General features: G+C 68.0%; 27 protein-coding genes and 5 pseudogenes. 11 read left to right on the forward strand and 21 right to left on the reverse strand.

What is annotated here, in order from left to right; genetic code table 11:
- Positions 1-185, reverse strand: a pseudogene (locus tag IE271_RS43685) (IS630 family transposase); the annotation flags it as partial.
- Between the two features lie 121 nt (positions 186-306).
- Between IE271_RS43685 and IE271_RS42725 the strand changes: the two are divergent.
- Both IE271_RS42725 and IE271_RS44105 read left to right on the forward strand, forming a co-directional pair.
- Complete coding sequence (locus IE271_RS42725; protein ID WP_229919809.1) at positions 307-702, forward strand: hypothetical protein; 396 nt, start codon at positions 307-309, stop codon at positions 700-702.
- Positions 703-745: 43 nt separating this feature from the next.
- Positions 746-1,777: a transposase gene (locus IE271_RS44105; protein WP_373308894.1), complete on the forward strand. Its 1,032-nt coding sequence runs from the start codon at positions 746-748 to the stop codon at positions 1,775-1,777.
- Here IE271_RS44105 and IE271_RS35920 read toward each other — a convergent pair.
- Positions 1,752-2,186 carry a YndA family protein gene (locus tag IE271_RS35920; protein WP_190194666.1) on the reverse strand — a complete coding sequence of 145 codons (435 nt, stop codon included), beginning with the start codon at positions 2,184-2,186 and terminating at the stop codon, positions 1,752-1,754. The two genes, IE271_RS44105 and IE271_RS35920, sit on opposite strands and share 26 nt — an antisense overlap.
- Before the next feature lie 209 nt (positions 2,187-2,395).
- Between IE271_RS35920 and IE271_RS35925 the strand changes: the two genes are divergently transcribed.
- Both IE271_RS35925 and IE271_RS35930 read left to right on the forward strand, forming a co-directional pair.
- The gene (locus IE271_RS35925; protein WP_190194667.1) at positions 2,396-2,896 is read left to right on the forward strand and encodes a DUF3515 family protein; all 501 of its coding nucleotides are present in this window, start codon (positions 2,396-2,398) and stop codon (positions 2,894-2,896) included.
- A 203-nt stretch (positions 2,897-3,099) separates the two neighbouring features.
- Positions 3,100-3,572: pseudogene (locus tag IE271_RS35930) on the forward strand (transposase family protein); the annotation flags it as partial.
- A 70-nt stretch (positions 3,573-3,642) separates the two neighbouring features.
- Here IE271_RS35930 and IE271_RS35935 read toward each other — a convergent pair.
- The 11 genes and pseudogenes from IE271_RS35935 to IE271_RS35975 form a co-directional block, all read right to left on the reverse strand.
- Entirely contained in the window at positions 3,643-3,975 is a 333-nt protein-coding gene (locus IE271_RS35935; protein ID WP_190194668.1) for an STAS domain-containing protein, read from the reverse strand.
- Positions 3,976-4,504: 529 nt separating this feature from the next.
- Positions 4,505-4,702, reverse strand: a pseudogene (locus IE271_RS42730) (STAS domain-containing protein); the annotation flags it as partial.
- Positions 4,703-4,732: 30 nt separating this feature from the next.
- Positions 4,733-5,535 (reverse strand): IS5 family transposase gene (locus IE271_RS35945; RefSeq protein WP_229919811.1). Its coding sequence is split into 2 segments (ribosomal slippage): positions 4,733-5,187 and positions 5,187-5,535, totalling 804 coding nucleotides; the frame shifts between segments, so codons are not numbered across the junction.
- A gap of 42 nt (positions 5,536-5,577) precedes the next feature.
- Positions 5,578-6,057, reverse strand: a complete 480-nt coding sequence (locus IE271_RS35950; RefSeq protein ID WP_229919812.1) for a transposase — start codon at positions 6,055-6,057, stop codon at positions 5,578-5,580.
- Positions 6,058-6,197: 140 nt separating this feature from the next.
- Positions 6,198-6,542 (reverse strand): helix-turn-helix domain-containing protein, encoded by a 345-nt coding sequence (locus tag IE271_RS43690; RefSeq protein WP_308435242.1) that lies wholly within the window; start codon positions 6,540-6,542, stop codon positions 6,198-6,200.
- A 949-nt stretch (positions 6,543-7,491) separates the two neighbouring features.
- Positions 7,492-8,484 carry a hypothetical protein gene (locus tag IE271_RS35960; protein WP_229919813.1) on the reverse strand — a complete coding sequence of 331 codons (993 nt, stop codon included), beginning with the start codon at positions 8,482-8,484 and terminating at the stop codon, positions 7,492-7,494.
- Positions 8,485-8,589: 105 nt separating this feature from the next.
- Entirely contained in the window at positions 8,590-9,678 is a 1,089-nt protein-coding gene (locus IE271_RS35965; RefSeq protein ID WP_190194670.1) for a S1 family peptidase, read from the reverse strand.
- 706 nt (positions 9,679-10,384) lie between these two features.
- Complete coding sequence (locus tag IE271_RS42735; protein ID WP_229919814.1) at positions 10,385-10,900, reverse strand: IS630 family transposase; 516 nt, start codon at positions 10,898-10,900, stop codon at positions 10,385-10,387.
- Positions 10,825-11,352 (reverse strand): helix-turn-helix domain-containing protein, encoded by a 528-nt coding sequence (locus IE271_RS42740; protein WP_506005297.1) that lies wholly within the window; start codon positions 11,350-11,352, stop codon positions 10,825-10,827. The genes IE271_RS42735 and IE271_RS42740 overlap by 76 nt, the downstream gene beginning before the upstream one ends.
- Positions 11,255-11,479: pseudogene (locus IE271_RS44110) on the reverse strand (helix-turn-helix domain-containing protein); the annotation flags it as partial. The gene IE271_RS42740 and the pseudogene IE271_RS44110, both read right to left, overlap by 98 nt.
- Before the next feature lie 381 nt (positions 11,480-11,860).
- Positions 11,861-12,106: a hypothetical protein gene (locus tag IE271_RS35975; protein ID WP_229919816.1), complete on the reverse strand. Its 246-nt coding sequence runs from the start codon at positions 12,104-12,106 to the stop codon at positions 11,861-11,863.
- A gap of 36 nt (positions 12,107-12,142) precedes the next feature.
- Between IE271_RS35975 and IE271_RS35980 the strand changes: the two genes are divergently transcribed.
- On the forward strand, positions 12,143-12,322 hold the full coding sequence (locus IE271_RS35980) for a hypothetical protein (protein ID WP_190194671.1): 180 nt from the start codon (positions 12,143-12,145) through the stop codon (positions 12,320-12,322).
- A 257-nt stretch (positions 12,323-12,579) separates the two neighbouring features.
- Here the strand turns inward: IE271_RS35980 and IE271_RS35985 are convergent, their stop codons facing one another.
- The 3 genes from IE271_RS35985 to IE271_RS35995 all read right to left on the reverse strand — a co-directional run bounded on the left by IE271_RS35985 (position 12,580) and on the right by IE271_RS35995 (position 14,282).
- Positions 12,580-12,798 (reverse strand): hypothetical protein, encoded by a 219-nt coding sequence (locus IE271_RS35985; RefSeq protein ID WP_229919817.1) that lies wholly within the window; start codon positions 12,796-12,798, stop codon positions 12,580-12,582.
- A 284-nt stretch (positions 12,799-13,082) separates the two neighbouring features.
- Positions 13,083-13,772, reverse strand: coding sequence for a hypothetical protein (locus IE271_RS35990; RefSeq protein WP_190194672.1), 690 nt, complete (start codon positions 13,770-13,772; stop codon positions 13,083-13,085).
- Between the two features lie 312 nt (positions 13,773-14,084).
- A complete protein-coding gene (locus IE271_RS35995) occupies positions 14,085-14,282 on the reverse strand; it encodes a hypothetical protein (RefSeq protein WP_190194673.1) in 198 nt (65 codons plus the stop codon).
- Positions 14,283-14,499: 217 nt separating this feature from the next.
- On the opposite strand from IE271_RS35995, the gene IE271_RS36000 reads away from it, so the two are divergent.
- Positions 14,500-15,555, forward strand: coding sequence for a hypothetical protein (locus IE271_RS36000; RefSeq protein ID WP_190194674.1), 1,056 nt, complete (start codon positions 14,500-14,502; stop codon positions 15,553-15,555).
- A gap of 78 nt (positions 15,556-15,633) precedes the next feature.
- Here IE271_RS36000 and IE271_RS36005 read toward each other — a convergent pair whose 3' ends face one another.
- Positions 15,634-16,914, reverse strand: a complete 1,281-nt coding sequence (locus IE271_RS36005) for an IS701 family transposase (protein WP_190194675.1) — start codon at positions 16,912-16,914, stop codon at positions 15,634-15,636.
- A gap of 175 nt (positions 16,915-17,089) precedes the next feature.
- The gene (locus IE271_RS36010; RefSeq protein ID WP_190194676.1) at positions 17,090-17,896 is read right to left on the reverse strand and encodes an SDR family NAD(P)-dependent oxidoreductase; all 807 of its coding nucleotides are present in this window, start codon (positions 17,894-17,896) and stop codon (positions 17,090-17,092) included.
- A gap of 88 nt (positions 17,897-17,984) precedes the next feature.
- Here IE271_RS36010 and IE271_RS36015 point away from each other — a divergent pair, with 88 nt between their 5' ends.
- Entirely contained in the window at positions 17,985-18,836 is an 852-nt protein-coding gene (locus IE271_RS36015) for a helix-turn-helix transcriptional regulator (protein ID WP_190194677.1), read from the forward strand.
- A gap of 151 nt (positions 18,837-18,987) precedes the next feature.
- Here IE271_RS36015 and IE271_RS36020 read toward each other — a convergent pair.
- Together IE271_RS36020 and IE271_RS36025 are read right to left on the reverse strand one after the other, a co-directional pair.
- A pseudogene (locus tag IE271_RS36020) lies at positions 18,988-19,287 on the reverse strand (transposase); the annotation flags it as partial.
- Positions 19,288-19,920: 633 nt separating this feature from the next.
- On the reverse strand, positions 19,921-20,316 hold the full coding sequence (locus tag IE271_RS36025; RefSeq protein ID WP_190194678.1) for a VOC family protein: 396 nt from the start codon (positions 20,314-20,316) through the stop codon (positions 19,921-19,923).
- A gap of 308 nt (positions 20,317-20,624) precedes the next feature.
- Here IE271_RS36025 and IE271_RS36030 point away from each other — a divergent pair, with 308 nt between their 5' ends.
- Both IE271_RS36030 and IE271_RS36035 read left to right on the forward strand, forming a co-directional pair.
- A complete protein-coding gene (locus IE271_RS36030) occupies positions 20,625-21,029 on the forward strand; it encodes a hypothetical protein (protein ID WP_190194679.1) in 405 nt (134 codons plus the stop codon).
- An 864-nt stretch (positions 21,030-21,893) separates the two neighbouring features.
- Positions 21,894-22,352, forward strand: a complete 459-nt coding sequence (locus IE271_RS36035) for a hypothetical protein (protein WP_190194680.1) — start codon at positions 21,894-21,896, stop codon at positions 22,350-22,352.
- Positions 22,353-22,538: 186 nt separating this feature from the next.
- Here the strand turns inward: IE271_RS36035 and IE271_RS36040 are convergent, their stop codons facing one another.
- Positions 22,539-24,407 carry an ATP-binding SpoIIE family protein phosphatase gene (locus IE271_RS36040; RefSeq protein WP_229919820.1) on the reverse strand — a complete coding sequence of 623 codons (1,869 nt, stop codon included), beginning with the start codon at positions 24,405-24,407 and terminating at the stop codon, positions 22,539-22,541.
- A 637-nt stretch (positions 24,408-25,044) separates the two neighbouring features.
- Between IE271_RS36040 and IE271_RS36045 the strand changes: the two genes are divergently transcribed.
- Both IE271_RS36045 and IE271_RS36050 read left to right on the forward strand, forming a co-directional pair.
- The gene (locus tag IE271_RS36045) at positions 25,045-25,377 is read left to right on the forward strand and encodes a PDDEXK family nuclease (RefSeq protein WP_229919821.1); all 333 of its coding nucleotides are present in this window, start codon (positions 25,045-25,047) and stop codon (positions 25,375-25,377) included.
- A 386-nt stretch (positions 25,378-25,763) separates the two neighbouring features.
- A complete protein-coding gene (locus IE271_RS36050; RefSeq protein WP_190194682.1) occupies positions 25,764-26,093 on the forward strand; it encodes a hypothetical protein in 330 nt (109 codons plus the stop codon).
- Positions 26,094-26,253: the final 160 nt, after the last annotated feature.

Raw genomic sequence — 26,253 nt, forward strand, 5'->3', positions numbered from 1 at the left:
CGGCGCACCGTGGCCGGGTCGTACTCCACCAGCGCGGCGGTCTGCGCAGGTGACACCCTGTTCAGGGACAGCAGTACCATCACCGCCCGCACCACCGCCCGTCCCTGGCCGCGCAGCAGACCGCGTAATCGCTCATGTTCGGCAGCCGACGCATAGGCATACACGCAGGGCGGGCATACACCGATGCGATGAAGGGGCGCGGCCTCCCCCTCCCGTCGGGTGCGCGGGATGCTCGGCTCGGGCAGAGATCCGAACTCGGGGAGGTCTTCGATGACTTCACCGTAGGACGGTGTGCAGGGGGCGGGCATGGACCTGCACCGGCGCCGCTCGGTCCTGTGCGCAGGGCGCACGACGGGCAGCGGTTGGGCAGGACGGTCCGCTTCGACAACGATCCGGCCCGGCTCAAGCGGGCAGATCGCCAAGGCCGGGCCGCAGCCGAAGGTGGTGCTGGAGGCCATGCTCGGCTGGTACCGGGCCGCCGACGTGCTCGCCGAGACCGGCGCCGAGGTCCACCTGACCTGTCCGCTGAGGGTGAAGAGGTTCGCCCACCGGCGGGTAAAAAACGATGAGAGGGATGCAGCCGACCTGGCCGATCTGTTGCGGCTGCCGGAAGCATGGCCGGCCCCGCCCCAAACCCGGGAACCACGGCAGATGGCCCGCAGGGCGGCACAAGCTGGTGCAAGTGCGCACCAACTGCCGTAACCAGGCCCACGGCGTCGTGGCCGAACGAGGCATCGCGGTGCTGATGAGCGACCTGTTCGGTGCCACGGGCAACGCCTGCCTCGACGAGTCGGCGCTGCCCGCCGGCTACGCGGCACGACCGCGCGCGCTGCGTGCGGTCATCGGCGCACTCGACCGGCGACTCGCCCGCTTCGACAAGGAGATTGCCACTCGGCTCGCCGGTGACCCGGGCTACCGGGCCCCCCGGCGGATCGGCGTCGGCCCGGTTCTGGCCGCACTCTTCACAGCCGAGACCGGTGACGTCACCCGCTTCCCGTCCGCCAAGCACCTGTGCTCCTGGGCCGGGCTCACTCCCGCATCATCACAAGTCAGCCCTGAAGGTGATCCGCGGGCATGTCACCAAACAGGGCTCCACGCTGATGCGCTGGCCGGCCGTCGAGGCGGTCCAGCACGCTCCCGAAGGCACCTTGATGCGCGCCCACCGGGACCGCATCGTGGCCCGCCGCGGCCCGCGAACTGCTCACCCTGGTCTACTGCGGGCTGCGCGACGGCGAGGTCGTCTGACCGGCCCACGCGGACAGCGGGTGAGCAGCATCCGAGACCTCGGCCGACGCGCGATCGCGTCGTGGTCCGGCCCCCGCCCAGCGGCGAGACCGTACCACTGATTGCTCCCGCCGGTCGCGGGCCGAACCCCACCATGCCGCCCCGCACCGACACACTTGCGGACGCGGCGAATGGACGACCGGCAGCCGGAGCGCTGCCACCTCGGCATCACATGGGTGAAGAGCACACCCCACAACGCCCCGCCTCAGGCCGGCCCCAGCACATCACCTCGGGAACGAGAACGACCCGTCCCCCTGTCCGAGTACGCGCTCCTCGCCCCGAACGACAGGAAGAACCCGGACAAGCACCGCGCTTGACCGGCCCCACCCCTTCATGGATGACCACAACCCCGCCGGGTGGGCGGACGATGCTGGCGCTTCGATCGAACATCCGGCGAGGCCCATGTCAACGCCTGCTCCGCCGAACGGCATCGCCATCCGATACGCGCAAGACTTTTGGATACGCGCTTAGTCCCAGAACTCTACCTTTGTGACCTTCGGGTCGTTGGTCACCGCGTACAGTTCCGCGAGGCCGTTGTCACCGTCGAGGTAATTCCCCACGGCCCATTCTTCACAGCCCCCGGCAACCTGGGTCCGCGTCGTCCCGACCTTGTCGTCATCGTTCGACTCGTCGTATTCGTAAAGGCCGTAGTACCACTTAGCGGTGGAGTCAGTGGTCCAGCAGACCTTGACGTTGCCACCGTGTGAATTGAACCGCTGACTGTAAAATTGTCCGTTGATTTCGTAGACACCGGACGAGCCAAGGTAGTCCCACTCTCCCTCGCCCATTGGCGTCACATCGGCCGCCGAGGCCGGGCCAACGAAGGAAAGGGCGAGAGCCGCAGCGGCCGCGGCTATGGCTCCAGTGCGTACAACACCTGTAGATCTCATGAACATGATCATAGCGTTGCGTCCACGGAGAGTACACAACTATTAACAGAGAGTGTCCATTTCGCTACTTTTGCTGGTTTTTTCGGCATGGCGTGGCTTCGTGCGGTAGGTCACGTTTGTAGTGGCTGGGAACTGCTGGCGAGAGGCGGAGGGGTGACGGTCAATCGGGGCTGGGTAGTCTGGAGGGACATCACCCGCAGTCAGACTGAAAAGCTGAGCGAATGCCCATCCGGTTGAAAAAAAGACACTTCGTCACTGGCGGTGTCATAAGTGCACTGCTGCTAACTGTGGTTTTCTTTCTCGTTTTTATGACGGGGAGCTACTCGGTAACGGCTGCACCGGATGGGGGGAGCAGGGAGTGTGCTTCCGTGGTGACTGAACTACCCCGAATCGTCACGGGTGAGAAGAGTCAAGAAACCACGGGCGCCGGTACGACCGCATGGGGTGACGGTAAAATCGTTCTGCGGTGCGGGGTGACCCCTTTGGATCCGACGACTAACTTGTGCATGACTGTCGACGGCGTCGACTGGGTTCTCGATGAGGCGAAGGCCAAGAATAGCGGTCCACGCGCCCTGACAACCTATGGACGCCATCCTGCAATTGAGGTTACCATCAACGACTCGGCTCTATCGCCGGGGGACGTTCTAGTGGATCTGAATCGCACCGTCAAACAGATCCCTCAAGGTGATCGCAAGTGCATTTCTCTTGATGACGTCAATTGAGACGGCAGGGCGGTTGAGGCACGACTCGGGTATGGCTACAGAAGAAAATAGGGCGGACAGATAAGCCCATGAATCTCCTGACGGGCAATGAGCCGTTTCCAACCTGACGGGTGGTTGGATCGGTGGCCCCGGCGGTGGGCATGGAGAAAGCTCCTGGTATACGGGCTCACGACAAAGAGCACCAATCCACCAGGCGCTTTCGCGTGCTTGTCCACCCGTCCGGTATCGATCTGTCCAGCCGCGCTCTGCACCACCTCTGCGGTCTCCTCGCAGGTCACCGCCGTCGGATCGGCTCCCGCTGGCGCCACCTCACCTGCGGCCGGCAGGCCCTGCTCGTCCTCGCGTACCTGCGCTGCGGTGACCCCTACGCTCGCCTCACAACAGGCTTCCGCATCGGCATCGCGACGGTTTACCGCTACATCCGCGAAGCCGTCGACCTCCTGGCCCCGCTCACTCCGACACTGAGCAGGCCATGGACACGGCCCGCCGGAAGGCGTACGTGATCCTCGACGGCACGCTCCTGCCCATCGACCGCATCGCCGCCGACCGCCCGTACTACTCGGGCAAGAAGAAGCACCACGGCATGAACGTGCAGGTCCTCGCCGACCCCGCCGGACGCCTCAGCTGGGCATCGGACGCACTGCCGGGAGCCACCCACGACCTGACCGCGGCCCGGGCGAGCCGGCCATCGGCCGGTCCTGGCGGGGGCAGGACCGGCACGTACCGCCGAGCCGGGACGCCGGCGTCTAGGCTTCGCTGACCTGGAGGTTTTCCACTCCGTGCCAGCCGCGGGCGGCGAGCCGGCTTGTGAGGCCGAGGTCGGGGCGGGCCCGCAGGGTCAGACGCAGGGAAGGGTGCAGGGCGCGGGCGAGGTCGACCAGGGCTTCGAGTGCTGCTTGGGAGATGTACTGGACGCCGGTGAGGTCGACGGTGACCTCCTGGTGCTGTCCGCGGCAGCGCACCACGGCCAGGGTCAGAGGGACCTTGTGCTCTGAGGTGACCTCGCCGAAGAGCTTGATTCCCGGGGTGTGGCCGAGAGGTGTGATGAACATGAGGTCGTCGATGAAGTGGTCGGACACGGCCGGAAGTCCTCACAGCCATGCACCGCATCGGGAAAGCGAGGCGACCAAGATGTTCACGGAGCGGGCCGCGACGGTTCCTCGTGCGATGCCGAAGAGGCGGGCTTTCAGGATCCCGCAGACCACAGCCGCTGACGTAGGAGCGCTCCTTGCGCTCCGAGTGATGCCGAACCTGGCGCCGTAGCAACGGACGACCGAGGGTTCACGGACTACCGGCAGCCTACTCCCGAACCCCTTGCCCGGACAGCCCCCGCAACGTCGGCGCCCCCGCCCTGGCTTGCGTTGTGGTGCTGCCCGCTCGCGCCCGAGGCCGGCCGGCTGCAGCAGTCGGCCAGCCTCACGCTTCGCGCCGACTCGGGGCCAAACCGCCAGACTTCCCCGGGCCTCGATGCGGGTCGGCCTCGCTGGCCGGGCTGCGGGGTCAGCGGGCGAGGGCCTGGTCGAGGGTGGGGTAGCAGTCGATGAAGGTGTCCAGGCCGGTGATCTGGAGGGCGCGCAGCACGGGTGGCTGGGCGTGGGCGAGGCGGATTCAGCCGGGCGTGCCGTGGGCGGCGCGGTGGCCGATGATGAGGGCGTTGAGGCCGGTGGAGTCCATGAAGGTGACCTCACTGAGATCGACGACGGTGCGGGCTGGCACGGTGGTGTGCTCGCGGGTGAGGGCCTGGCGCAGCGGGGCGATGTTGTGGTGGTCGATCTCGCCGTGCGGGCGCAAGATCGTGATGCCGTCGGAAGTGGTGGTGCGGGTTAAGAGGTCATCTCATTTGGCGAGGCGGCGATAGCAGATGAGGGTGCAGGCGATGCTGGTGAAGGCCAGGAAGTGCTCCGCCTTGCGCTCGTAGCGGCGGTGCAGACGGCGGCAGCCGGCGAGCCGGGCCATGGTCCGCTCGATCACCCAGCGGTGACGGCCCGGCCGCTGGGAGGACTCGATGCCCTTGCGGGCGATGCGGTGCCGGATGTCGCGCGCGCGGAGCCATTTCCGCAGATGGGCGTAGTCGTATCCCTTGTCGCCGTGGAGCTTGGCGGGCTTGCGCCGACGCGGACCGCGGCGGGAGCGGACGGGCGGGATGCCGCGCACGAGCGGCTCCACTGCCTGGCTGTCATGGAGGTTGGCGCCGGAGATCCCGACCGAGAGGGGCAGGCCGGCCCGATCCGTGATCAAGTGGATCTTCGAGCCTTTCTTGCCCCGATCCACAGGATTCGGACCCGTCAGGTCCCCCCTTTCATGGCCCGCACGGTCACCGAATCGATCGCGCAGCGCGACCAGTCCAGCTTGCCGTGCGCGCCGAACTCGTCCAGCACCAGGCGGTGCAGCTTGGCCCACACCCGGGCCTTGGTCCACTCGGTGAACCGCCGGTGGGCCGTCGGCCCGGAAGGGCCGAACGACGGCGGAAGCTGCCGCCAGGTACAGCCCGAGGTCGCCACGAACACGATCGCCGCCAGGACCTCCCGGTCCCCGTACCGGCGTCGGCCGCCACCCTGCGACCGAGTCGGAGCCGGTGGCACCACCCGCTGGAACAACTCCCACAGCTCATCCGGAACCAAGCGCTCGACGATCCCCATAGCACCAGATTACCGAGCAACCCAAATGAGACGACGTCTTATTCAGGTTGAATTGGCGACGTCCGGTTCGTTGATCAGCCCGTCGAGGTCCAGCCCGGTGGTCGGCAGGCAACCGGTGATCAGGTGCGGCCGGTACTGGGTCTTCTTCAGTTTCCGCTTGATGACCCGGGTCAGGTGTGTGAGGTCGGCAGCGGCGAAGTCGGCGAGGGAGCGCTTGAGCAGGCTCCAGATGCCTTCCTGCGGGTTGATCTCCGGTGCGTAGGGCGGCAGGTGGAAGATGATCAGCCAGTCCTTGTGCTCCGCCTCGAAGTCGAAGATCTCCTGCTGCAGGTGCACGCTCAAGTTGTCCCAGACCCACACCACCGGTGTGCCGAGCTGCCGGTGCACCATGCGGATGAAGTCCCGGTAGTCACTCCCGGCAAAGGTCTTCGGCTCGCCCCTGCGGCCGCGGTGGACGTGCAGCTTGTAGAACATCCGCGGCCGGTGCCCGGCCCGGAAGCACACCGCGCCGGCGATGTTCACCCGCCCCCGCCGCGCCGCCCGGCCACCCGCACACCGGCCGGGCCCCACGCGGCGCCCACGTGCGCCCCTTCGGCGGGATCAGCCACTGCCCGCTTTCGTCCGCGAAGCAGATACGGGCGCCCAGGTCGTGCGCGGTACTTTTACCCGCGGCCACACTCCCCCGCAAGCGGGGGCACCCCCACAGCCTTCCACACCTCGATCGCCGCCTCGTCCCGTTCCAACGCCCGGCGGACCGGCACCTGACAGCTCCAGCCGTGCCGCCTGAGCAGCCGCCACACCCCCTGGACCGTGTAGCCGACGTGGAACAACCGCCCGATCAGCAGCTTCACCCGCCTGAGCGTCCAGCCCTGGTCCTCATCGTCGAAACCGTGCGCCAAAGGGCCCCGCTTCGGTTCCGCCTCCAGCCGCTGCCACTGCGCCGCCGACAGCCGCTCGACCGCCATCGGCCCCGCCGACGCCAGCCCCGCCGCACCCCGCGGCGCCACGCCGCCCGCCACCGGCGCACCGACCGGTCCGTCACCCTCAACTCGGCCGCGATCCGCGCCGTGCCCGCCCCGGCCTCGCACCACCTGGCCGCCTCCAGCCGCACGGCCTCCCGTTTCCCCTGCTCCGCGGGCGTCAGCCCGCCCCCTTGCGCATACCGCATACCGCCGTCGTACCGCAGGGATCATTACTCGTCACGACCGCCCGGACATCGCCCATTCAAGCTGAGTAAAAGCGCTCATGCTCCCCCTCGGCAAGACAACGCCACATCGGCCGCAGGACTCTTCCCAGCGAGGAAGACACTCAGACATACCAAGATGAGCACGCTATGCGCCCCCCTCGATCACACTCCCCCAGCACTGACACGCGCTGATCTGCCAAGGACAGCCCCCGGGGGCTTGCCGTACCACCTGAGGTTCCCCGACATCCCAGATGCCGACCACACCCATAAGCCGCGTGCAGCATCTGGGCACTGGCATGCGTCTGCCAGGCAGCCTCCCGCGCATGCCGGACGCGCGGCCTCACCGCCCCTCGGACCCCTTACGCGTCTCGCGCGCGCTGCCGGCTGTTATGGCCTGCCCTTTCGGCCATCCTCGACAAGTGGCACCCGGTGCAGCTGTGCGCGGCGTGCTCGTGCTGCTGTACTGGACGGCGGACCGGATGGTGATGAGGACGACTCCTGGTCCTGCCTCGGCCGGCACCGGTCACGGTCTTATAGATCGCTGGCCCTCTCACGCGGCAAAGGCGCACTGTGCGGTGCGACTGCTGTGCCCATTGCCGTGGCCCAGACCCCGCTGCGGCACTCCTGCTCCTCACGCCCCGTTCAGGCAGCGTCCGCCGAGGCCTTCCGGCCACGACGTCGCACCGTCCCGGACGGTCGGGCAACCCGAACACGCACAACGGCGCGTCACAGCCAGGATGGCGTACGTGGAGGGCTGGATGATGTTGTTCTTACGTCCAGCTCGGCGCCATTCCTCCGGGGTCTCCGAACGGCACTGGCCGGCCGGTGAAGGCGTCCAGGAGAAGGCGGTCACCGAGAGGCTGCGACAGTTCGACCTTCACGCTCTGTTCGATCATGCCGGCGGGACATGTGCCGTTTTCGGCCCCCGCGATGGAGGCGTACAGCACGACGCTCTCGTCTGTCTGCAGCGCTTTGGCGACGGGGCCGTCGTCGCAGGATCCATGAGTGGCCTTCACCGTTACGGAGCGGCCGTCTGCTGCCGTCCCGGCCAGCCGGGTGATGCTCCTGAGACCGCCGCTGTCCCCCTGCCGGGCTTGTCCGATCGGCGGCTCGGGAAGCTCTGAGGGGGTCACGGCGACGCGCTTGAGCGGAGTGTCGTAGCTCTCCAGCGTGAACAGCCATGCGGGAACGGTCGCACGGCCGCGGCTTGTCACGATGGTCGTCGTACCGAGCCGGGCCCCGGTCACGGTCAGCCGGGGTCCGTCACTGCGGTTGAGGGCGAACGACCGGTACGCCTTTTTCGCCCCGATCAGCGGACGGGTGAGGTTCTTCCCGTTCCCCCAGTCCACCTTCCCCAGGGCGGGGGCAGTGCTGGGCAGTTCGCCGTCCAGGACGAAGTTCTTCGTCTCGTAGGCATGCTCGTCCGCCTCGCTGCGCCAGCCGGATTCCGGCTTCTGCACCGCGTCGGCCATCGGGTAGTAGCCCCGCGCCCAGGCAGCGGCGGCCGCGGATGCCCGCCAGGCATCGGCCACCTGACGGGCGCGCTTCTCTTGCATGCGCAGCGACCGGTCGTTCGCATGACCGCCGTCCACGTGCTGATCATTGCCGCAGCCGGCAAGGAGGCTCGCGCTCAGGAGCGATACCAGCAGCAGGCCGACGGAGCGCTTCAGTCGCATGTTCATGGAGTCCTCTGCGGCATTCGACAAAGGGGTGGCTATGGAAACAACGGCGTGGGGATTCTTCAGCGCCCAGCGCTGACTCATCTCCCACACCTTCGACGCGGAGGGGCGCCCACGGGTTCACTCACGACCTCTCGCCGCCTGCCGCATCTGCGTCGGTGCCGCAGGCAGCGGGAAGTCGTCCGTGGCTTAATAGACTTTCAGGCCCTCCCAGGAGAGCACCTTGTACACCGGCTCGTAGAAGCTGGAACGGTCCGCCTGGCTGTCGGAATCCCCACACGGCTGGTCGGCGTAGCTGCCGCCCGAATTGATGCCCAGGGCCGTCTCAGCACTGAAGAGGGGGCCTCCACTGTCACCATGCACGGTGCAGTTGCTCGCCTCGATCATGTGACGGAGGGTGGTGCCGTCGCTGTAGGTGACCGTGGCGTCCGTCGCCAGCACCATGCCCACGAGATCCTGGCTCATGGTTCCCACGCGCTTCACCTCTTCCCCCTCGAACGCAGAGGCGGAGCGTGAGATCTGCCCTTCCGAGCCGTCCTTGTACTGGATCGTTCCGTACGGCGTGACATCGCTGTTGCTGTACTCCACCAGCCCGTAGTCGGACTGATTCGTGTCGTTGCCGTAGACCCAGTCGATGGCCCTTCCGAGCGGAATGTCCCCGCTCCGGCGGCGCCAGGAGACAGCGCCTTCCTCCATGCAATGACCGGCGGTGAGCATGTACTTCTTGCCGCTGGAATCCTGCACGTTGAACCCTGCCGTGCAGGTGGCGGTCCAGTTCGTCCCGCCCGACGTGAAATTCGACACTATGCCGAGGCCGCCGCGCATGGCGTACGCGGTCGATTCGATCGTGCCGGAGTGTTCGGTCATTTCGACCGCGTCCCCGAACTCCGAAACGGCCTTCTCGATTCGAGACCTGTCGGAGGCGGAGACCCCGTCGTAGATTTTCACGTTCACCCGGTTGCTGCTCTGGTCGATGCTCCAGGCAGTGTTGGGTATCCCCGTCAGTTGATCCAGTTCCGCCTTGGCGGAGCTGAGCTCGGCCGCGCTGTGCGGGACGACTTCCGCCACCGCCCCAGCGCTTCGCACAGTTTCTGCCGCCGCCTGATCGGTGACGGCGACGACGAGTCGCTCGTTCTGGTAGTAGATGCCGGCTGTGCGCTTGTCGCCCAGTCGATCGGCGATCGCCGCCGCCTTCGCGGGATCGGTGAGCGGTGCCGGGGCTGCCTGGGCGGCGGTCAGCGCGGTCAGGGTGAGAATCCCGCCGATCGCCGCCGCCACTACTCCCCGATACGCGGGATGACGTCTTCGCACGCATGCCTCCTGCTTGTCGAAGTCGCACTGCGTTCCCTGTGATCGATGTGCTCGGGCGAGACTCACGACAGCAGATGACCAACCAGTGAATCGGGCGTGACGGATTCGCTCAGTGATCACATATGGCTTGAATCCGCCAGTTGCGGGCCGGAAAAGTTCCCACGGGGAAGCGGCGCGATCCAGCCTGCCGGATTCGGCCACCAGCACGCCTATCGCCGCTCAAAGGCCCCTGACTTGCGCCCGCCGCAGAGGCGAAACCCTGCGCGCGGCCGAACGCAGCGCCCAGTACCGCCGTGCGAAATGGCAGTTACCGCTGATCGCGGCAGCCGCCGCCGTGCTCAGCACGGCCGTGGTGATGCTCGGTGGTGGTTCTTCAGTGGTTCGGTGTTTCGTTTTCAGTGGGTGTTGTGTCGTGTGACCTGGTGACGTGCCGGGATGTTGTGGGTGTGCTGAAGGGGTGGCGTCGTTTCGGCGCTGAGGAGTGCCGCTGATGTGGGCGTGTGAGTGGTGCTGAGAGAGCTTCTCGAAACCGAGTGTGGGGGCCGGTTTTGTGCTGGTCAGGCATAGTGCCGGGGCGGGGGAGGTAGGTCCGGGGCGTCCGTGGAGGTGGCGTGCTGGAGGTGCGTGATGGCATCGGTGCTGGGGCGGCTAGTGTCTCGTGATCCTGTTCATGTCAGTTCGAGTTGTTATTGACGAGTTTCTTTACGTTGGTGGCGACGAGCCGGACCTTCGCGAGGACTTCGCCGGCGGTCGCGGTCCAGGTGAATGGTTTCGCGTTCTCGTTCCAGGAGTTGATGTAGTCGCGGATCTGTTTGATCAGGACGTTGACGCTGGAGAACGTGCCGCGGCGGATCGACTGCCGGGTGAGGATTCCGAACCAGATCTCTATCCGGTTCAGCCACGACGAGCCGATGGGAGTGAAGTGGAAGTGGACGTGCGGGTTCTTGGCCAGCCACTCCTTGACTTCCGGGGTGGTGTGCGTCGAGAGGTTGTCCAGGACGATGTGGATGTCCCTCCCGGCGTGCGGTTTCACCGCCTTCTCGAGGAAGGCCGGGAAGTCCGTGCCGTTCCGGATCGGCCTGCACTCGCCGAGGACTTCGCCGGTGGTCACGTTCAGCGCGGCAAACAGGTTGGTCGTGCCGTGCCGGATGTAGTCGGCGGTGCGCTTCTCACTCGCTGCGAAGGCCACGGCAGCACCGGCTGGGTCCGGTCCAGCGCCTGGATCTGCGTCTTCTCGTCGATCGAGAGGACCACCGCGCCGCCCGGCGGGGCCAGGTACAGGCCGATCACATCGGCCACCTTCGCCGCGAACGCAGGGTCCTTCGAGATCTTGAAGGTGCCCCACCGGTGCGGCTTCAGGCCCTCCTCCCGCCAGATCCGCGCAATGTAGTGCCAGGACACCGTGATGTTCTCGGCCCGCTTCAGATACTTCGCCAGCTCCCGGGTGGACCAGTGCGAAAGCCCCGTGCCGTCCGGCGGCGTCATACGTGTCAGCGCGATGACGCGGGCCCTCACCCGGGCCGGCACCTGATTCCCGGGGACCGCCGGGCCGGTCGCCTTCCAGCCCGGCCAGGCCGCGCTCTGCGTAACGCGTTTTCCAGCGGTCGACCGTCGGCAGCGAGACCCCGAGCAACTCGGCAATGTCCTTGCGCCGACGACCCTCACCGGACCACAGGACGATCCGGGCCCGCGCCGCCATGTCGGCGGGTACGTCCCGGTTGTTCACCAACTCCCGCAGCTCGGCGGCCTGTTCCACAGAGAGCTCCATGCCGATAGATCGAACCACACAAGATCAAGTAACGCTGACGGAATCACGAGACACTAGCTGCCTCTGACCTGCACGGTTAACCATTGGCCGGATCGCGACGATGGAGGCCGACCGGAGGGCGTTCCACCGTCGGCTCTCGACAGCCGCGGCTGTGCTGTGGTGTTCGCCCTTGCCGACGTCCAGGCCATGGGGAGACTCCCTTCAGCACGAAGGTCCGGCATGATTGATCCGCTCCCGCCGTCGACCTGGCCGGCGAAGTGCGTGATGGTGCAGGCGATCCCGGCGCGGCAGCCGCGGGGGTGTGCGTGACTCGTTCCCGGAACAGAGGAGAGGGAAAAGCTCAGCCGCCGTTGGGGGCGGGGGATACGTTCCCTTTGCTCCTCAGTCGAGGTCCGGTACGTACAGACCAGCCGCCCGCCCGATCTGTACCACGTCCATCGTTGGCTGTAGCGGGGCGGGTTTCCATCCCGTCGCCTCCTGGATGAATCCGCCCTTATCGGCGGTAGCGGCGTTCCAGCCGCGGTCGAGGACGGGCAGTCGAAGCCAGTTGATCGGTTCTCCGGTGGCTGCGTCGATGGAGGGCCTGTAGTGAGTGAGGAAGTTCTCCTCCTTGTACTGGCCGAGCATCTTCGCCAGCTCGGGATCCTGCGGCAGGGGCCGTGCGTGTGGCGCATCAGCAGCGGCCACGTCCACGGCCACGCCTACAGCCGGCTGCTCAACATCGACCGCGTCCACCTGCAGACCACCGGCAACGGCCAGACCTGGACCCGCACCAAGTCCTTCCTCGAGGCCATCGGCGCCCAGGCCGCGGCCTGCGTTCTGCTCACCGACCACGCCTGGTAGCAGTGGGACCAACGCCGCCAAAACCACCAGTAGGCGTCCAGCCAGAAACGGCTCCACACCTGCGTAACCGGCTGGTGCATCAGCCTGCTGTGCCCGCACCCGGCAGTTGGCCCCGCTGGCCCTCAAGGCCCGCGTTGCGCTCTCGAGCGAGGACAGCTCATGTGCCCAGGGCCGATGGCAGTTCGATTGGCTTGATGTGAAACGGGAGGATGGTCCGCCAGGGACCATCCTCCCGCTCTTTTTCCGCCTTTGTGCATCTACTGGCCGACGGTGAGCGACCAACGCACATCGGAGTTCGCGGTCACCGTCACCGCTCCTTCGGGCCGCTCTCGCTTGAGCTGCAGCTCGTTGTACGTGCTGCTGACCGCGTCCTGGACGCATTCGAGCGGGAAGCTGAGGCCCACGGGTTTCACGGCGACGGTCAGGGTGCCTTTGCCCTGGCAGTTGACCAGGACGGACAGGGGACCTGTGGCCATTCCTCCGCGAAGTGGCACCTCACGGTTCCCATGGGCTGAAGCGACTTCAATCAGGGGTGTGCCGGTCGGGAGCTTTGGCGCGCGGATGACCGACTCGCCCGGAATTTCCTCACCCCTGTCCGGGCGGGCAGCGGTGTTCGCGGCCGAGGCGCCGGCGGACGCAGTTCCGGCGGCGTTGGGAGGATCCGACTCTCCGGCAGTGCAGCCGACCAGCAGGAGTCCGCCCAGCACAACGCCCAGCGGGATTGCCGTCTTGATGCCGGTGGGCCTGCGACCGTTGGACATCATTCCTCCCACAGGTACCAGCCCACCCGGTACGGGGTGTAACTGGTGATGGTCTTCTTCGCCGACGTCTTGCAGGTGTTGTACAGGGTGTAACTCTGGCCGGTGTTCTTGAGCCGGTACACCCCGTACTTGGCGTTCGTGGTCTTCTTCGAGGGCGTGTCGACGGCGATGGAGTTGCCGAGCTTGGCCGTGAGCTTGACCGAGAGGTTGACGTCGTACTTCGCCTCTATCTTGCCGATCATCGCGTCGACGCTCACTGCGAGACCGCTGCTGACACTGACACCGACCTCACCGGTCACTTCGGAGGTGAAGGTGGACTTGGCCGTTCTGGATGTGCCGTTGTAGTTCGACAGGGTCGGGCCCACGCCCTTGTGGTACTGCTTGCCCTTGGTCGAGGGCGTGTAGACCCCATGAGAGGGCCCGCAGTACTCGGCATCGGGCCAGTCCTTCGGCGGTGTCGGGGTGTAGGTGGGCTCGTCCGGCATGCCGTTGCCTGCGTCGGGAACGTCCGACACCTCTTCCTCGGGCTCCGCCGGCGGTGCCGTGTTGATGTCCTCCGGCGCCGGAGTTTCCGTCACCGTGGTGGTCGGCTCGTCAGCTTGCACAGCGACAGCCGGTCCGGCCACTGCGACGCACAGCAGAAGAGATGCTGTGGAGGCGAGGACGCCTCGCTTTGCATGGATGCCCATGGCACACCTTTCAAATGGCCGCCCCCCCCGGCGGCCGAGTGCTCGAACCTTAAGCATGAACATGCCCACTTGACGATCAAACTGAGTAAAACTTGAGCGTGGGACCCGTCCCCCGACGGCGGACACTGCTGGTTCCGGCCCCGGTAGGGGGCGCGCGTAGGAGGCGTCTTTTATGCGGGAGGCGAAGACCTTGCCGCGGTCGATGACGATCGTCTCGGGCACCACCGCTGGCCGCCCTCGCGCCATCGCGGTGATCCGCCGTCCCTGTCCGGCCACCGTCGACGAAAGGCCGGCGAAACCGCTGGGCTAGGACTACCGGACCAGAACGGACAGGACGGTGATGCACAGGGTGAGGGCGGCGGCGAAGACCACGCCGCTGCGGGAGAGGGCGGCCGGGATCGCGGCTCCCTCCCAACGGGCCAGGCCGAAGGTGATCACCGCGGCGATGGCGGCGAACAAGACGACCACCGCCAGGACGAGAAGCAGGAACGCTGTGGAGCCGTGGTTCACGAATGCACCGCCTTGAGGATGTTGCGCCCGGGACGAATAACAACGATCCCGAGTAAAACTTGCTGGTGAGCAGGTTGAATGTTCTCCGGTGACAACAGGGGGTTGTCCGCAGAACAACTGAACGGGAGACCGCGTGGGCGGCAGGGGGAAGCGGCCGGGTCGGCCATGGGGACCGCCACGGGGAACGTGTGTCGAGATCAATCAGCTGGTCGAGCTCGTGCGGTCGTGGCTGGACGAAACCTCGATCTCGGTCAAGCAGCTCCACGAGCAGCTGACAGCGGACCACTTCGTCACCGGGGCCGTGCCCGAACTGCGCCGGCTGCGTGATCTGCTGTCCGGTGAGGGACTGGTCTGGGACCTGGTGGAAGCCGCGGCCGATGTCTGCTTCCCCGACGAAGCGGCCGGCCCCGCCCAGGAACGCCTGCACAAGGCCCGAGTCTTATGGGACCGGGCCCGCACCAGTCCGACACCGCTCGCCGAGGGAGCACACGAGCTGGCCCTCGCGCACGAGTTGCTGGCGGCCAAGGACCGCACCATCGAGGTCTACCGGGAGATGCAGGTCGTCCGGCAGGCGTACGAGGCCAGCGAGCGCGGCCGCAACCAGGCGCTGCAGATCGCCACGCTCCTGTTCGCCATGCTCGGTCAGGCCCAGGCGAATGTGGCGGACCTCAAGCGCCAGGTCGACGCCCTGCAGACGCTGCCCACGGAAGCTCCGCACCAGCACGCGGCGCTGGAGCTGCGCCTGTCCCGCGCGCAGCGGCAGCAGACGGACCTGCGCCAGCAACTGGCCCGTGCCGAGCAGGAGCGGGACACCGCTCAGCAGGTCGCCGACCACGCGGCCCGCCGCATCCAGGTCCTCGAAGCCGAGCTCACGGAGCTGCGCGCGTGGATGGGGGATGAGGACCCCGGTCTCGTGCATGACCTGACTCCGCAGGTGCCTCATGCCGGACTGGAAGCGATCACCGACGATGACGCGGCCCTCGACGACGTCGACCGCGCCCTGGAGAAGGCACGCGCCGTACTCGACGAGGAACACGACGCCGTGCAGCAGGCCGCCGACGACATGGGCTACCGCACGCCTCCGGCTGCTGATGATGATCGCACCATGACGATCGTTGCTGGGCAGGTACAGCGCATACCCGAACCGCGCGTCTCATCCCCAACAGCCGGGGCGGCCCCGGCATTGTCCCGGACAACCCCGGATAACCTCTCAACCGGCCCCGATGCACTCGTGCCGGCCCCTGAAGTCCTGTCCGCCGATCGCTTGCGCTAGGACTCCGTTAGGTCGGTGCTGGTCTGGCCGTTCTGGGCAGCGGTTGGTGGCAGGTGGTGCAGGTGCCGGTCCAGCACCTCAGGATGCTCTGAAGGGCGTCAAGGACCTGGTAGAGGGTGAGGCCGGTGCGGGGACTTTTGGGGCCAGGCGCTGTTCGGTGAGGAAGGCGTGGGCAGCGGTGACGAGGGTGACGTGGTGGTGGAAGCCGGTCCAGGACCGGCCCTCGAAGTGGTCCAGGCCCAGACCGTGCTTGAGCTCGCGGTAGTCGTGCTCGATGCGCCAGCGGACCTTGGCCAGCCGCACCAGCTCGGCGAGCGGGGTGTCGGCGGGCAGGTTGGACAGCCAGTACTCGATGGGTTCCTCGGCGTCGGCGGGCCATTCGACCAGGAGCCAGCAGTCGGGCAGAACCCCGTCCCACCAGCCCAGTTCGCCTGAGGCGGCGGCCTTGACCGGACGCTCGACGGCTTTGCCGGCGGGCCGCACGCGTACGGCGGCGAAGCGGGAGTGCAGCGGGCCGCGGGAGCCCTGCCGCCAAGTGATCGGGGCGAAGGCACCGCGGTCGAGGCCGGCGGCCAGGTCGGCCACGGACGGAGCCGGCCGCCGGTAGCGGGGCTGGGGCCAGCAGCCGACCGGCCCGTTGCGGGCCGGCGCCTCGGGCTCCGCGTCGAAGGGATGGGCCGTCACCTCCGCGCGGACGGCCAGCACATAGGCGAGCCCGCGCTCCTCCAGCGCGGCCCGCAGGCGTGCGGTGGTGCCGTAGGCGGCATCACCGACCACCACCGGCGGAGTCATGCCCCAGCCGGCCAGGACATCGAGCATGTCCACGGCCAGGCGCCACTTCTCCCGGTGCGTGACCTGCGGCGGGACGCCGGTCTTCGCCCGGCGGCCGGCATCGGCCGCCCATTTGCTGGGCAGGAACAGCCGCCACTGCAGCGGGCACGAGGCCGTGGCGCTGACCGCGTGGACACTCACCGCGACCTGGCAGTTGGCCCGTTTGCCCAGCGCGCCGCAGTACTGCGGCGCGACCCCGACCGACATCCGGCCGTCCTTGGGCACCGACACGTCGTCGATCGCCCAGGCCACCGGCCGGACCAGCGGCAGCAGGCGCTCGCTGATCCGCCGCTGCACCGGCACCGGGTCCCAGGTGGACTGGTTGACGAACTGCTGCAGGTTCTGCTCGTTGCCGTCCGGCAACCTCGAGGCCATCGCCTGGATCGACTTGCGCCGGCCGTCCAGCATCAGTCCCCGCAGATAGCAGTCGCCCTTGGCCCGCTGATCCCGGCGCGGCACCGAGGCGAACACGTCCGCCACGAACAGCTCCAGCACCGCCCGCAGACGGGTCACTTCATGTGCGTCCACACCCCTCAACATGCTCTTGATCAGCGCAAACAGAAAGACCTAACGGAGTCCTAATAAGAGCTGTCCGGTAAATGATATCCGAGCTGCCTTGGGCGTCGTTGGCCTCGTACGGGCTGCTCGTCCACCCGAGATCCGCACTCATGACTTGGCTCCAAGGCCGGTGCCTGGCCTCGGCTCACGATGCCTGCATGCCGCCGTCGACGGCGAGGACCACTCCGGTGACGTAGGAGGCGCGGTCGCTCAGCAGCCAGGCGGCGGCCTCGGCGACTTCCTCGGGCTCGGCCGCGCGGCGCAGCGGGGTGTGCGCGTTGAGCTGGTCGATGATGCCCGGCGATTCCGCTTCCCAGTGACGCATCATCTCGGTCAGCGTGGTGCCGGGGGCGATGGCGTTGACGCGGATGCCTTCAGCACCGTACGCGACGGCGGCCGACTCGGTGAGACTGTGGACACCTCGTTTCATCGCGCTGTACGCGGGCAGCACGGGGTTGCCCTTCCAGCCGCCGACGGACGAGGTGTTGACGATGGCGCCCGTGCCGGCGGTGGTCCGGATTGCGGCGACCTGAGCGGCCAGGGCCAGCCAGACACCCTTGAGGTTGACGCTGTACTGCTGGTCGAAGTCCGCCTCCTGCACCTGGTCGATCGGGCCGAAATGCTGCGTGGCGAGCGCCCCGTTGTTGAAGGCGACGTCGAGTCGGCCGTACACCTCCACGGTGCGGTCGATGGCGGCGCGCACGCTTGTCGTGTCGGCCAGGTCGCACACCGCGTACTCTGCGGTGCCTCCCGCCGCCCGGATCTGTTCGGCTACCGCTTCGAGCTGGTCCTCGGTGCGGGCCGCGAGCAGGACCCGGGCGCCTTCCCGGGCGAACAGCCGCGCTGCGGCGGCGCCGATGCCCCGGCCGGCTCCGCTGATGAAGGCGACCTTGCCGGTCAGCAGACCCGAGGCGGCGGGGGCGGAGGTGTCGGTGGTCTGTGTGTCGTCCATGCCGACGAGCCTGTGCCCGGACGCGCACCCTCATCCAGGCACCAGCGGTACCTGGATCGGCTCCGCCGGCCCCGTACACACTGGGGGCATGGACAGACGAGAGCTGGCCGGCTTCCTGCGCAGCAGGCGCGAGCGGATCACCCCCGCCGACGTGGGGCTGCCCGCCGGACCGAGACGCCGTACTCCGGGGCTGCGACGCGAGGAGGTGGCGCAGCTGGCGTTCATCTCCACGGAGTACTACACGCGGCTGGAGCAGGCCCGCGGCCCGCGCCCCTCGCGCGAGGTGCTGGCCGGTCTGGTCCGTGCCCTACGCCTGTCGGACGCCGAGCGCACCCACGTGCACTACCTCGCCGGCGCCCCGCCCGCCCCGCCGCCAGGACCCTCCCGCGAGGTACGCCCGAGCATCCTGGACCTGCTGCGGCGGCTACCGCACGCCGCGGCACTCGTACTGTCCGCAACCTACGAGGTGATCGCCCACAACGACCTTGCGGCCGCCCTCTTGGAAGACTTTTCCGCCCTACCCCGGCACGAGCGCAACTTCCTGCGCCGTACCTTCCTCGATTCGCGAGTAGGGGAGCGGCAGTGGTACAGCCGGTCCGGCATGGAGACCTTCGGCCGTACCGCGGCCCGGCATCTGCGGGCCGCCGCTGCCCGCTACCCCGACGACCCCGAACTAGCCACACTGGTAGACGACCTGCTCATCGGCAGCGCGGAGTTCGCCCGGCTGTGGGCCGCCTACGACATGTCGGTTGAACCCGCTCCGCACAAGACCTTTCGGCACCCCCTGATCGGTCCCATCACACTCAACTGCGATGTCCTGGACATTACTGACAGGGACCAGCGAGTCGTGATCTACACAGCCGATCCCGGCTCCCCAGCGGAGGGGGCTCTCCAACTGCTGTCGGTGATCGGCACACAACGCATGGACCTACCGGGCTGACCGCGGCCTCCGACGGCCGGTCCGCACGGGCGCGCAGGACGAGGGCCCGGCGGGCAGTGACCCGGTGATCGCGGGCGCCGCCACGCAGATCGCCGATGGCCTCCCGTGGCGTGATCCTCTTCTTTAGTCCACATCCGTGCCGACGTGTTACTCAGGTTGAACTCGTGGAGTGCCATGTTCTGGTCGCGTCATCCATGATCAGGCCAGTCGGTGGGAGGCAGCCGTCGATCAGGTGGGGCCGGTACTGGATCTTCTTCAGCCTCCGCTTGATCACGCGGGTCAGGTGGGAGAGGCCGGCCGCGGCGAAGTCGGCCAGGTGCCGCTTGAGGAGCGACCGGATCCCCTCTGCCGGGTTCAGCTCCGGTGCGTAGGAGGGCATCCGGGAGATGCGCAACCAGTCTTTGTGCTCCTCGGCGAAGTCCGCCGGCTCCTTGACCAGGTGCACGTTCAGAAGCTTCACCGACAGCGCCATCGACGAGACCAACAAGCTCGGCGAATCCGAAATTCATGCCCTCGACCGCGCTTTGGCCGCACTCTCCGCCGACCCGGGAATGGGCGACCCCATCCCCAACTCAGACCCCGAAATACGGTGGTATGACGATGACGTCGAAAACGTCATCGTCATTTACTACGTGACCGTCCTCCGCAGCGTCATCGTCATTGCGTACGTAGAGGCGTAGCCAGCAGGAGTTACTTCTCGACCGTTTGGGGTGATGGCGTCGATTCCAGAGCCTACACAGCGGATTATGTGATGCAGTGTGGTCCGGGGGTGGGCTCTGATGTCGCCAAAGGTACATGCTGTTGTGAGGCGCCGTGAGTACGTCACTGACAACGGCCGTATGCATGTCACCGTCAGATCCCCATGGCGAAGCCTTTGAGCTGGGAGATTCTCCGGGCGCATCGATGACACAAGACGGTGCGCATTGTGACAAGCAACGACGTTTTCGCGGTGTCAGTTCCGTGGAGTCCCTCACGTCGGACCGGCTCCGTCGTGCCCGGCCCCGCTCACCGGCGCCACCACGGAATCACCACCCAGCGGGTGACGGTCTCCGGCGGCGTCCCGCCGAACCCGGGCGGCCGGCCGTCAGCCGGCGGCCCACTCCTCCCCTGCGAACAGGTAGAACGGGTGCCCGGCCGGGTCCAGCAGCACCCGCACCCGCTCCTGCGGCTGGACGTCGGCCGGGGTCGCGCCCAGCGCGGTGGCGTGCGCGACGGCCGTCGGCAGGTCGTCCACCTCGATGTCCAGGTGCAGCATCATCTGCTGCTGGTCCGGGGTGGGCGGCCAGCGCGGCCGTACGTAGTGGGGCTCGGTCTGGAACGACAGGCCGGCCCCCCCACCGGGCGGGGCGAGCACCACCCAGTCCGGTGCGTCCTCCCGCACCGGCCAGCCCAACAGGCCCCGGTAGAAGGCGGCCAACTCGCGGGCGTCGGGGGCGTCGAGCACCGTGGTGGCCAGGGTGAAGCGCGGTCGTGTCGCCATGCCGATCCGCTACCCGCGCCCACCGGCCGTACCCGCGCACGGCCCGACCCCCGCCCACCGGCCGTCGCTGACCGGACCCACCCCCACCCGGCATCCCGCCTTCCCCGGTCTGCTGTCCGAAATACCGGACGCCTCGCCCTTCGGGTCCTCATTTGCGGATCCACCGTTTTGGGTATTTCTCGCCGCATTCACAAGCATGACATTTCGGAGGAATTCCCAAGAGGCCGGAAACCGATTGCTTGATGTTTCAATATCAGGCCGATAACCTCCCTTCCGGTTCACCCGCCTCCGTGCAGATGGGATTAGCCATGACGTTACGGTCCCTTGCCCTCGGTCTCGCCTCCGCCGCTTTCGTCGCCGCGATGGCCTCCGCCCCGGGCGCCTCGGCCGCCGGCTCCGCCGCCTCGGACGAGCCCTGGCCCCCCGGCAACTGCCCCCAGGGCAGCTTCTGCGTCTGGCCCAACTGGGCCACCATCCCCGACCCCGCTCCCACGGAGCCCCCGTCGGTGGTCACCAACCAGGACTGGACCGGGAAGGCACCGGCCCTCACCTACTACAACTACACGTCCCGCAACGCCGACCTGGGGTACCTCTACACCCTCCCGGACGGCTCGCAGCGGCCGAACACGTTCTGTGTGCCGGCCCACCAGGGGAACATCTTCTACCTGCCGGTGGAGGTCACCAAGGTGACGTTCCGCGACAGCGCCTGCTGAATCCGGCGTGCCGTCCGCCGCCCTCACCGGGGTGATGGCCGCAGTCCCCCGCGCGTCCGCGGCCGTGCCCGGCAACTGCCCGTGGGGCGATTTCCGCGTCTGGTCCGTACGGGGTTGTCCCACCCCCGAGGAAGCCCCCGCCCTGGCGACCGACGGGAAATGGTCCGGACGTGTCCCCGGTGCCACGTTCGACGACCACACCGGCCGCGCCGGGCATCTGGAGTACGGCGTCACGGCGGACGGAAGGACGTACGAGTACTCGGGGTGCGTCCGGGGGAGCGACGGACAGCTTCTCAACAGCTTCGTGTCGGTCACGAAGCCGAGCCGGCACGAGGGCGACGGTCCCCGCGACTGGGACCCTCGCCGTACGTTCCCGCCCGGCCGGGCCGGGCGCACAACGGGCCGGACCGCCGCCTCAGCCAGAAGCGGCGGTCCGGTGCGTTCCCCGGCCGTCCGGCGGCTCCCCGCCGACCGGCCGGTCGCCACGTGTCACCGCGCTCGCGGATGAGGCGCACATGAAGATGACGGCCGCGAAGTCGAACAAGCAGCGCTTGATCGGGCGCGGACTGCTGGCGTCCGCGGAGCGCTACAGCCCGAAGAACGGGGCCCGGATCGCCGACCTGTACCGCGTGAACCTCGACCTGCTGGCAAGCATGAAGCGGACCCGCACCGACTACGGGCCCACGGTCGTGGAGGAGCTGTCCTTCAGCGCTCCCCAGCAAAACCCCAGCTCAGACCCCCCGTCGGATTCCGACCCGGCCCCCCGGTCGGAATCCGACGGGGGAGGGTCGCAATCCGACGGGGGTGCAGGGTCGGAATCCGACCCCCTTCTCCTTCCCTCTTCGGATCCCTCTTCTCTCTCCGGTGACGGAGCGCGTGGGAGCAGTCGGTCGGGAGGAGAGAGAAGGCAAGGCTGCGCCGAAGGAAACCCCGGAGATCGCTGCTGTGGCCGATGCCTACCGGCAGGCGTCGCAGCGGCCGGTGACGTCGAAGACGGTGACGGGCCTGAAGCGGGATGCGGCGGTGCTTCTTGCTGCCGGCCTGCCGGTGGAGTGGATCGCGGCGCGTGCGGCTGAGATGCCCGCTCGTGGGTGGGTGAACCTTCAGCAGCACGTGGAGCGCAGCACCGAGCCGTTGCCTGGGCAGCGCACCGGTAGCCAGACACCGGAGGAGCGTCGGGGACTGCCGCCATGGTGTGGCCAATGCGGTGATTTCGGGCTGAACCAGGCGGCCCGGGTCTCATCGAAGTGGCGGACACTCGGTGAGAGCGGCTCCGGTGAACGATGCCCGCGCTGCCACCCCGACCTCGTCGCTGCCGCCTGAACCGCCGGAGTGGCCCGCAGAGCGCCGTTGAGCGGCCCGGCAGGGGAAGACGCCGGGTCGCGTGATCGGCGCTCTGCGAGGCGTACACGATCTTTGGCGGCCTCCCATGGAAATCATCGACGATGGGCTGAGCCGGGCGGTGAGGAAAACGAGTCGCAGTCGTAGCAACGCTTCACAGGGGGCGGCCTACGCCTCCGCACTGCGGTTGCTTGTGGCCAGGGCGAACCAGACGGTCTTGCCGTCCTCGGCGGGGCGGGTGCCCCAGGCGGCCGCGAGGGCGTCGACGAGGGCGAGGCCGCGGCCGGATTCGTCGGCGGTGTTGATCTGCCGCAGCTGGGGCAGGTGCGGGCTGCGGTCGGTCACCTCGATGGTGACGTCGTACTCGGTGCGGCGCAGCAGCAGCCGGATCGGGCCCGCGGCGTGGCAGACGGCGTTGGTGAGGATCTCGGAGGCCAGCAGGCAGGCGTCGTCGGCGATGCCGGCCAGGTGCCAGGCGGTCAGGGTGTCGGTGAGGAAGGCGCGCCCTGCGGGCACGGCGGCGGGTGTGGCATCCAGTTCGCGTCCGGCGGTGGCCAGCGGGGCCTGCGGGAGGCGGGCGAGCAGGAGGGTGACGTCGTCGTCGTACCTGGCGGTCCTGGGCAGCAAGGCGGCAAGCACTTGGTCGGCGGCCTGCTCCAGGTCCGGCGCGGTGGCCAGCGCCGCACCCAGCGCCGTCGCGAGGGCGTCCAGTCGGGTGTCGATGTCATGGCCAGGGGATTCGACCAGGCCGTCGGTGTACAGGGCGAGGGTGGAGCCGGGTGGCAGGGCGACGGTGACCTGCTGGTGAGGTATCCCGCCCACGCCCAGCGGCACGCTCACCGGTACCGGCAGGGGGTGGACCTTGCCGTCGGGAGTGACCAGCAGCGCCGGCAGGTGGCCGGCGGAGCAGACGGTGGCCTCGCCGGCATCCGGATGGATCTCCAGGTAGCAGCATGTGATGAACTGGTCGGGCAGGTCGGCCGCGACCGCGTCCAGGGTCTGCATCAGCTGCCACGGCGGGATCCCGCTCTTGGCCAGCGCATGGGCGGCAGAGTACAGCCGACCCATGACGGCGGCCGCCTCCAGGCCGCGCCCCATGACATCCCCGATCACGGCACCGACCCGGCGGGCGCCCAGCGGCACCAGGTCGAACCAGTCGCCGCCGACCCCCAGGCCCTGGGTGGCGGGCAGATAGCGGTGGGCGGCGGGCATCCCGGGCACCTTCGGCGGGACACCCATCAGGCTGCGCTGCAAGGTCAGGGCGACGTGCCGCTGCTCCTCGTACAGTTGGGCAAGTTCGGCTGCGGCCCGCTTCTGCTCGAGATCCCGTGCGATGGCGTAGGCGCCGATGAGTCGGCCATTGGACGTGCGGTTGGGCCACAGGGTGAGATCCACGTGAATCCGCCGCCCGGCGCGGGAGACGCGCAGGGTCTCGAAGTGCTCGATCCTCTCTCCGCGGCTCAGCCGGCGCAGCAGCATGTCGATCTCGTGCCCGCGCTCCGGCGGTGCCAGCATGGACACGTGGGCGCCGATGGCCTCCTGCGGCGTGTAGCCGTACAGCTGTTGGGCGGCGGTGTTCCAGTAGGTGATGCGTCCGTCCAGGGTTGCCGCCAGGATCGCGTCGTGAGAGGACTCCACCAGGGCGGCGAGGTCGTGGTCGCCCCGGGTGACCCGGCGGGCCAGGTCCAGTGATCTGAGCGCCATCTCAGCCGCGGCACGGCGCCGCGCCACATGGACAACGAGCGCACAGCCCAGCAGCAGCCCCCACCACCGCACGGTGAAGCCGACCGTCAGGAAGGTGCCGTCCAGCAGGCCGGCCACCAAGCCGGACAGTACGGCCCAGCAGCTGACCAGCACACTGTGCCGGACGTCAAGCCGGGTACAGGCCAGCAGCGGGCCGAGCACCAGCAGCGCGATGATCTGCGGCCGGGCGCCGACCAGCACATCCAGCGCGGCGATCAGCACGCAGATTCCCAGCGACAGAGGTAAAAGACGAGGCGGCGGGAGCGACCGTCCCGCCCCGGGAGCGGCGGTCATGCGCTGCTTCCTGTCGTGCGAGGCAGCGATGCGCCGATCAGTGAGCTTCATCTCGACCACGCAGGTAGTAATGACCCGATCCGATCACGCCACTGTCCCCCGGCGGGTCGGGGCCAACACGGTCTTGACCGCAACTGGTGGAACATTCCCGAATTCGTGCGAAGGGTGTCGGTCCCGCCCGCCCGAAGGACCGCCCTTCGGGCGGGCGTTCTTCGGGCGCCCCACTCGCCATGGGAGCTCCCGTACGCGGGCGGCTACTGGGTAGTGGGATCTCCAGTAGAAACACCGCAGTAGAGACCTGTGTCCGCGCTACTGGGGCGTCCTGTCGAGGTGTCGTGCCCCACTACCCAGTAGCGCCCGCGGCCGTGATCGCGGGCCTGTGCCGGCGCCTGTCTGAGGACGCTGGTACGAGCAAGAAGAGCACCACGGGCGGAGCGTGCTCCTCTTGCTGTTCCGGCGCCCTGCCTGAGGACGGCAATCCAGGGACGGGGAGACGCGCACCCCCGCCTGGAAGGCCGTCCTGAGTGCCTTCCAAGGGGCAGGCGGCAGGTGTGGTCAACTGTCGCCGGGCCGCTCCGCTCTCTCGCGGTCTCGGTGGCTCTTCAGAGGGGGGAGGGCGGCCGAGGACACTGTCAGCGTGGAGGCCGATGCGGTGCTGCTCGTGGTCGAGCTGGTCTCGCCGGGCATCGAGACCATGGACCGCAAGGTCAAGCCGCTGCTGTACGCGGAAGCCGCCATCCCGCACTTGTGGCGTCTGGGGTTCGAGCCCGCCCCGCGGCTCATCGTCAGCGAGCTGGACGGCGGCCGGTACGTCGAGAAGACCACCGCCCTCACGGGCGCGGCGACCCGCATCGAGGCGCCGTTCCCCCTCGACATCGACCCGGCCGGCCTGACCCGGCAGCAGAGAGGCGCGGGCGCTGGCACCGCCGGGCGGCACATGCCGGGACCGTTTAACCGAGTTCAGGCATAGGTCAGGCTCCACCGGGCCGCCACGCGAGGGCCGCGGTTCGAGACCTTCGCCCATGGCGGCCACTTGAGGGCGGTGGCGACCGGCGAGCCCGCGACGGCGGCCGGAGGGCCGGCGATGCCGAGGCGCAGCCGGCAGCTGACGGCGTCGCCCTCTCGGCGGTACTCTGGATACGGACAGAGCGGAGGGTATTTCCCCCGAACACACGGTGGTTGACGCAGCATCAGTTCCGTGACACACTTTAGCCACGGGTGAGCTTCGTGCACCCAAAAAGTAAGGTTCTCCATCGCCATGGTTGCGTGCGAGACCTTTTTTGTTTGTCTAACTAAATAAAAATCCGCTACCCCTGGGTCTGCGCCCGGGGGTTTTCTCGTATCCGGAGGTCCTTAATGTCCAACATGTCCGCCGTTCTGTTCGGCGCTCCACTTGGAGTGCTCATCCTGTCGGTCGCCATCACCCTGGCCATGTTGTGCGTGGTTGCCGTTGTAGTGGTGGTGCTGGCGAGGAGGGTCCCTCCCAGCGACCTTCCTCAGACGTATCTGGGCGTCAGCTACATCCTGTCCGCCCTTGCCGGCTTCCTTCCCTGGGGCAAGACGTCGGCCCAGCCGCCCCTGCCCCAGGCGTCCTCCCCGGCCGCTGAGCCCGCGCCGACGCCGACGGTCCTGGTCATGCAGAGCGACCCGGTCCTGAGGCCCGCTGGACAAGGGGCCGAGCGGTGAGCCTGCGGCGCAAGGGCGGCGCCAAGGAATGCCCCAACAGCAAACGCGGCACATGCCCTGCCACCCAGTCTCCGGTTCTTGGGAGACCCAAGGTCACCCAGACCGGAGCGGCGGAATCAGGGGTGTGAGGTGCCCTCTGTCACAGAGGGCACCTCACACC

The sequence above is a fragment of the Streptomyces minutiscleroticus genome (assembly GCF_014650875.1).
In the GTDB taxonomy this organism is placed as follows: domain Bacteria; phylum Actinomycetota; class Actinomycetes; order Streptomycetales; family Streptomycetaceae; genus Streptomyces; species Streptomyces minutiscleroticus.